The sequence below is a fragment of the Actinophytocola sp. genome (assembly GCF_045807065.1).
Lineage (GTDB): Bacteria > Actinomycetota > Actinomycetes > Mycobacteriales > Pseudonocardiaceae > Actinophytocola.
Map to the genome: position 1 here is coordinate 1 of NZ_JBJMIE010000095.1, position 7325 is coordinate 7325.

Genomic DNA, 7325 nt, shown 5'->3' on the forward strand with positions numbered 1-7325 from the left:
ACGTGGCTCGCGGCCACCGAGCGGACGCCGCTGTACGCCACCTTCCACGGCTACCGGCCGCTGGTGGCGGACGGGATCCGGATCGACTGGATCCTGGCGCGCGGGGTCACCGTGCGGGCCGCCGCCATCGACACCTTCTCACTCGACGGGCGGTTCGCCTCCGACCACCTGCCCGTGCAGGCGTTGATCGCCCTTTGACTGACGGCTGACGCTGTCAAGAAGAACAAGACTGCAGTTCGCGCGGACGGGAGGGCAGGCTGTCCGGCATGACCGAACTCGCTGCTGAGCAGGAGTATGTGAACGTCCTCTACGCCCGCCTCGACGCGTTGCGGGAGCAGGCGGCCGCCGCGCTCGCCCGCGGGCACGCCACGCCGGTGTGGCGGGCGGAGCTGGCCAGGCTCGAGGCGGTCGAGGACGGGCTGTGCTTCGGCCGGCTGGACCTGACCGGCGGCCGACGCGTCTACGTCGGCCGCATCGGGCTGTTCGAGGACGAAGACAAGACGGCTGGCGAGACGGCTGGCGAGACGGCTGGCGGGGCGGCTGGCGAGGAGACCGACGAGCCGCTGCTGGTGGACTGGCGCGCGCCCGTGGCCAGGCCGTTCTACACCGCGACCGCCGCCGAGCCGGGCGAGGTCCTGCGCCGGCGGCGGATCACCACGCGCGGCCGGACCGTCGTCGCACTGGACGACGAGCTGCTCGACGCGGACGCGCCCACGGACGGGCTGGTCGGCGAGGCCGCGTTGCTCGCCGCGGTCACGGCCGAGCGGACGGGCCGGATGCGGGACATCGTCAACACCCTGCAGGCCGAGCAGGACCGGATCATCCGGGACGAGCCAGGGGGCGTGCTCGTCGTGCAGGGCGGCCCGGGCACGGGCAAGACGGCCGTCGCGCTGCACCGGGTGGCGTACCTGCTGTACACGCACGAGCACCTGCGCACCCGCGGCGTGCTCGTCGTGGGGCCCAGCCGGGTGTTCCTCTCCTACATCGGCCAGGTGCTGCCCGGGCTCGGCGAGAACCGGGTGGTGACGGCGACCGTGCCAGACCTCGTGCCCGACCTCGTGCCCGGGGTCGTGGTGAGCCGGGTGGACCCGCCGGCGGTGGCCGCGCGCAAGGGACGGGCGGAGGAGGCGTCCCGGCTGGCCGCGGCGGTGCGGGCCGCCGTGCGGGTGCCGGAGGAGTCGGTGGAGGTCGAGTTCGAGCAGCAGGTCCTGCGGCTGGACCCGTCGGCGATCCGCTGGGCGGTGCGCAGGGCCAGGACGGCCGGGTTGCCGCACAACCAGGCCCGGCTGGTGTTCCAGCGGGAGGTCGTGGGCACGCTCACCCGCGAGCTGGTCGACCGGATGGAGGCCGTCGTGTACTCCGAGGCCGGCGAGGCGCTCGACGGCGGCAGTGCCGACGGCCGGCTCGGCGAGGCCGACCTGCGTGCGCTCGCGGCGGCGGGCGTGGTGGTCGGGTCCGACGAGGACGAGGGGCCGCGCACCATCCTCGACGAGGTCGACCGGACCGCCCTCCGCACGGCACTGCTCGCCGACGCCGGCGTGTCGTCGGCACTCGACGAGCTGTGGCCGCCGCTCGTCCCCGCGGACGTGGTGCCGGGGCCGTGGAGCGCCGAGGACGTCCCGCTGCTGGACGAGGCGGCCGCGCTGGTCGGCACGAGCGTGCCGGTGTACGGGCACGTCGTCGTCGACGAGGCGCAGGAGCTGTCCGAGATGGACTGGCGGATGCTGGTTCGCCGCTGTCCCAGCAGGTCCATGACGATCGTGGGCGATCTGGCCCAGACCGGGAGCGCGGGCGGCGCGGTGTCGTGGGAGCGGGTGCCGCGACCGCACCGGCTCGCACAGCTCACCGTCAACTACCGCACGCCCGCCGAGATCATGGCGGTGGCGGCGGAACTGCTCGCCGCGCACCACCCGTCGCTGCGGCCGCCGCGGTCCGTGCGGTCGAGCGGCGAGGTGCCGTGGCGGCTGCGCACGGACGACGTGCCGGGTGCCCTCGCCGACCTTGTGCACGCGCACGCCGAGGGCCAGCTGGCGTTCATCGCGCCCGCGGCCGGCGAGCTGGCCGCGGCGCTGTCGCTGCCGGTGCCGCCCGACCTGACGGGCAAGGTCGTGCTGCTGACCCCCGCCGAGGCGAAGGGACTGGAGTTCGACAGCGTGCTGATCGCCGACCCGGCGCGGATCCTGGCCGGCCCGCACGGCCACAACGACCTGTACGTGGCGATGACGAGGGCCACCCGGCGGTTGGGCGTGGTGCACGCGGGGCCGGTGCCGCCGGAGCTGGCTTCGCTGATAGTCCGCTGAGAACTCCGACCAACCGGACACTTTTCACCCTGCCGTGGGCGTTCACAGGGCGGAGGTGTTCGGCATGAGTGCCATCGGAACTCTGCTCGGCTATCTGTTGACGTTGTTCGTGCTGTTGATGATCGCCCGGATGATCCTCGACTGGGTCGGGGTGCTGGGGTCGAACCCGCCGTGGGTCGGCCGGGCCCGCAGGCTCACCCACGTGGGCACCGAGCCGGTGATCGCACCCGTCCGGCGGGTGCTGCCGCCGGTCCGGGCGGGCGGCATCGGCATCGACCTGGCGTTCACCCTGGTCTTCATCGCCGCGATCATCCTGCGGCAGGTGGCGTTCGGCCTGTAGCGCTCACCGGCCGCCCGCGGCCTTGATCCTGCGCCAGCCCCCGGCCCGGTTGTTGGCGATGATGTGCCTGAACAGCTGGGTGAGCGCTGGCACGTTGATCGGCTCGTCCCTGTGGTAGGAGATCGTGCGACCCGTCTTGTTCTCGTGCCCGCCGGTGATGATGCCCTCCGGATCGGGGACGATGCCGCCGTCGTAGAGGAACACGCTGACGTGCTCCCTGGCGGCCAGGAGCGCGCAGACGTTGCCCCGCAGCACGAAGTACGGCTGCACCGTCCGCTTGATCGTCTCGACGACCTCGGGGTCGGCCGCGTGCACGATGTCGCGCACCTGCTGGCAGATCTCCCGCTGCCAGTCCGGCAGCCTGTCGAGGTAGGCGTCGACCCTGGGGTCCTTCTCGTAGGACACGGTTCCTCCCACTGCACGGTCACGCACGGCCGTCTCTTCCCTCAGCACTGGGGGACGTACTCGACGTCCGGGGCGAACTGGCGCCACTGGCGCTGGTCGAGCGGGGACAGCCTGGTGCACAGGTCCCGCATCGCCGTGGACGGGTCGGTGTGCCATGTCGTGATCAGGCCGTCGGGGCCGGTGCCCACCAGGTGCGAACCGTCGACGAACCGCATGGCCTGCACCGAGCCCTGGTCGCGCAGTGCCGCGTACACGCTGTGGTCCGCGACGTCCCACACGAGCGGCACGCCGTCCCAGCCCGCGGACGCGAGGTGTCTGCCGTCCGGGGAGAACGACAGCGTGATCGGCCGGTCGGTGTGCTCGACGAGCGGCACGTCGGCCGGGGCGTGGCGGTCCAGGTCCCACAGCCGCACCGTGTTGTCCCACCCGGCCGTGGCGAGCAGGTTCCCGTGCGGCTGGAACGCGACCTCCTGGACCCCCTTGACGTGCCCGGTGAACGGCTCGCCGATCCGCCTGCCGCTCGTCACGTCCCACAGCAGCACCTTCCCGTCCACCGTGCCCGCCGCGAGCCGGTCACCGCTCGGGCTGAACGCCAGGCTCCACACCATCGTGTTCGTGGACCTGGTGCTCCACAGCTGGCGGTCGCCGGTGCCGGTGAGGCCCAGCAGCGCCAGCCGGGTGCCGCCACTGCCCCCACCCCGCTCCGCGCTCACGGCGAGCGTCCTGCCGTCCGGGCTGAACGCGACGGCGGCGGCGTGCAGGTTGCCGAACCGCGCCACCTGGACGCCGCCGGTGGTCCAGACCGCCACCCCGTCGTCGCACGGTGCCACGATCCGCGTGCCGTCCCGGCTGAACTTCGGCGTCCGGGCTCCCGGGCACCTCAACGCGCGGCCGGCGGACTCCCGGTGCGCCACGTCCCACAGCGACACCACGCCCGCCTCGTTGCTGGAGAACGCCACCGTCCTGCCGTCCGGGCTGATGTCGCTCGCGTCGGCGGCCCCGGCCGGCACCGGCAGCTCGGGCCGCCACACCACGACGTCGCCGTCCCCGTTCGCCACCGCGAGCAGCCGGCTGTCCGGGCTGAACGCGATTCCGAACGTGTCGTCGTTGCTGGCCCGCATCGGCTCGTCGATCTGCTGTCCGGTCGCCAGGTCCCACAGCCGCACGGTGCGGTCCTCGCTCGCCGACGCGAGCACCTGGCCACCCGCGCCGAACGCGAGGTCGGTGACCCTGCCGTTGTGCCCGGCCAGCGGCTTGCCGACCGGCTGGCCCGTCGCCAGGTCCCAGCGGCCGACCGCGCCGCCGACCTTGCACGCGACCACGTTCCGGGTCGGGTCGTACGCGACGAACGAGCAGAAGTCGTCGCCGGTCACGATCGTGCGGACGAGGGACTGGTCGGCCACCCGCCACACCCGGATGGTGCCGTCCATGCTGCCGCCGATCAGCTCCTGGCCGTCCTCGGTGAACACGACCGAGGTGACGACGTCCTCGGCGCCGAAGAACAGTCCGCCGATCCGCGCACCGGTCGCGGTGTCCCACAGCTGCGGCATGCCGTTGGTCGTGGCGACGGTGCCGCCGTCGGGGCTGTACGCGACGCCGACGACCGGCGCGCCGTGGTCGATCCGGCGCTTCACCCTGCCGCTCCGCGCGTCCACCAGGTAGAGGTTCTCGTCGGTGCTCCCCACCGCCAGCTCCCTGCCGTCCGGGGAGAACTCGACGGCGTTGACGGCTTCGCGCGCCCGGAACAGCACCGTGCCCGACCGGTGGGCCACGTCCCACCGGCGGACCGTGTGGTCGACGCCGCCGCTCGCCAGGTGCTTCCCGTCCGGGCTGAACGCGACCGCCTGCACGTGGCCCTCGTGCCCGTGCAGCACCGTCTCGAGCCGCTGGTTCTGGGTCGCCAGCAGCGCCTCCCGCGCCTGCCGCGTCGGGGCCCGCCGCCAGGCCGCGGCGGCGAGCAGCTGCGACTGCGCCGGCCAGATGTCGACGTAGTGCTGGGCGAGTGTCGCGAGGCGCCGGGACTCGGCGTCGGCGAGCCGGTCGGCGGAGACGGTGGACTGGTAGTAGGCGACGGCCGAGGCGGCCAGTGACGCGACCAGCAACACGGCCAGCGCGGCGACCACGGCACGCAACCTGCGGGTGGAGCGGCGTTGTGAGCGCTCACTGGCCGTGAGGAAGTCCCGTTGCGGCGGGGTGAGCACGTGGGTGGCCGCCCAGTCCAGCGCGGCCTGCAGGCGGGTGCCCCGGTACAGGTCGCCACGCTCACGGCCGCCGTCGGTCCAGTTGGTCACCGCCTCGTCGAGTCGTTGCCGCAGCAGGAGGTCCGCGCGTTCGGCGTCCACCCACGCACGCAGCCGCGGCCACGCGACCAGTAACGCGTCGTGCGCCAGCCGCACGCCCTCGTCGTCCACGCTCGCCAGCCGCGCGTCGACGAGCGCGGCGAGGACGTGTGCGTCCAGCTCGCCGCGGGCGGCGCGGCGGCGGGCCAGGCCGCCGTCGGGCAGCACGCGCACGAGCCGCAGCAGTGCGGCCCGCATCGCCGCCTGGTGATGCGGGTTCAGCCGCCCGTACAGCTGGTCGGCGGTCACCGCCACGGCCCGGTCGACCCCGCCGGTGGCCTGGTAGCCGCGCAGTGTCAGCACGCTGCCCAGGCGGTTGCGCCACGTGGCGCGCAGGGCGTGCGCGAGCCGGGGGAGCGGGTTCTCGGCGACGCCGTCGCGAGCGCCGACGTCGCTGATCAGCCGCTCGACGAGGCCGTCCTCGACCACCAGACCGGCCTGCTCGGCGGGCAGCGTGATCACCTGCCGCAGCTGTTCGGTACTCAGTGGACCGACGACGAACGGCGTGTCCAGGGCGGTCCGCAACGGTTGCAGCGCGATGCAGTCCGGCACGAAGTCGGCACGCACGGACAGGATCACCAGCGCGGGCCAGGCATGGGCGAGCGCCGTGGCGAAGGCCGTCCGTTCCCGGGGGTCGGCGCCGTCGGTGAACAGCTGCTCGAACTGGTCGACCACGAGCACCAGCCGCGCCCCGTCCGCGGCGGCCCGCTCGGCGGCGGGCACGCAGAGCCGGCCGAGCCGGTCGGGTTGCCGGCGGATGGTCGTGGCGATCGTCGCGGGATCGACGTGGACGACCGCGGCGAGCCGGGCGGCGAGCGTGTCCACGGGCCGGTCGCCGGGGGTGAGCACGACACGGGGCCACCGGGTCCGCGCCGCCTTGTCGAGCGCGGGGAGAAGCCCCGCGACCAGCAGTGACGACTTGCCCGTGCCCGACGCGCCGACCACGACGAGCGGCTCGCCGCCGGACAGCTGGCCGGACAGCCGCACCAGCAGGTCGACGACCTCCGCGTCGCGGCCGCGGAAGTAGGCCGCGTCGCCGGTGCCGAAGCTGCGCAGTCCCGGGTACGGGCAGACGTCGGTGGCGGCCGCCCTGTGCTCGTGCCCGGACACCGACACGATGGCCCGCATGATGACCTGCTGGCCGGGCAGCGCCGGATCGCCGTGGAGGACGGGCGTGGCGCGCCGCACGGGTTGGACCAGCGCGGCCTCCGCGGCGGCCATGAGCTGGCCGGCGGTGCCGTAGCGGCGCCGCGGGTCCTTGTCCATGCCGGTGGCGACGACGAGGTCCAGCGCGGGCGGGACGCGCGGGTCGAACACCGACGGCGCGGGTGGTTTCGCGTTGAGCTGCGCGGCCAGCTTGGCGGCCGGGTCGGTGCCGGGGAAGGGGACCTCGCCGGTCAGGCACTCGTGGAGCACACAGGCCAGCGAGTACACGTCGGCGGCGCCGGTCACGTCGAGCCCGCGCAGCTGTTCCGGCGCGATGTAGTCCAGTGAGCCGACGTAGCCGCCGGTCACGGTCATCCTGGTGGCCTCGGGGTCCAGCGGGCGGGCGATGCCGAAGTCGGTGAGGTAGGCGGTGCCGTCCTCGCCGAGCAGGATGTTGGACGGCTTGACGTCGCGGTGCACCACGCCGTTCGCGTGCGCGGTGTCGAGTGCCGCGGCCACCTGGCCGAGGATGCCGACCGCGCGTGCCGGCTCCAGCCGGCCGGCCGCCAGGGTGCGCCTGAGGTCGGCGCCCTCGACCAGCCGCATGGCGAGGTAGATCCGCCCGTCGTCGTCGCCCGCGTCGAGGAGCGTGACGATGTGCGGGTCGGTGAGGGTCGCGATGATGCGGGCCTCGCGCCGCAGCCGGTCCGCGCTGATCCGGTCGGCCGACGCCGGCAGCACCTTGACCGCCACCGGCTGCCCGTCGGAGGTGTCCACCGCGCGGTAGACCTCGCC

At 74.0% G+C, this 7325-nt stretch carries 4 protein-coding genes and 1 pseudogene; 3 read left to right on the forward strand and 2 right to left on the reverse strand.

The window, feature by feature from the left end; all coding sequences use genetic code 11:
- The 3 genes and pseudogenes from ACJ73U_RS05565 to ACJ73U_RS05575 all read left to right on the forward strand — a co-directional run.
- Positions 1-198, forward strand: a pseudogene (locus ACJ73U_RS05565) (endonuclease); the annotation flags it as partial.
- Between the two features lie 68 nt (positions 199-266).
- A complete protein-coding gene (locus ACJ73U_RS05570) occupies positions 267-2300 on the forward strand; it encodes a HelD family protein (protein ID WP_407776434.1) in 2034 nt (677 codons plus the stop codon).
- A gap of 64 nt (positions 2301-2364) precedes the next feature.
- Positions 2365-2640, forward strand: a complete 276-nt coding sequence (locus tag ACJ73U_RS05575) for a YggT family protein (RefSeq protein ID WP_407776435.1) — start codon at positions 2365-2367, stop codon at positions 2638-2640.
- A gap of 3 nt (positions 2641-2643) precedes the next feature.
- On the opposite strand, the gene ACJ73U_RS05580 is transcribed toward ACJ73U_RS05575, so the two are convergent.
- On the reverse strand, positions 2644-3045 hold the full coding sequence (locus ACJ73U_RS05580; RefSeq protein ID WP_407776436.1) for a DUF1801 domain-containing protein: 402 nt from the start codon (positions 3043-3045) through the stop codon (positions 2644-2646).
- A gap of 41 nt (positions 3046-3086) precedes the next feature.
- Positions 3087-7325 (reverse strand): protein kinase domain-containing protein (locus tag ACJ73U_RS05585; RefSeq protein WP_407776437.1); only part of this gene is annotated, 4239 nt, incomplete at its 5' end.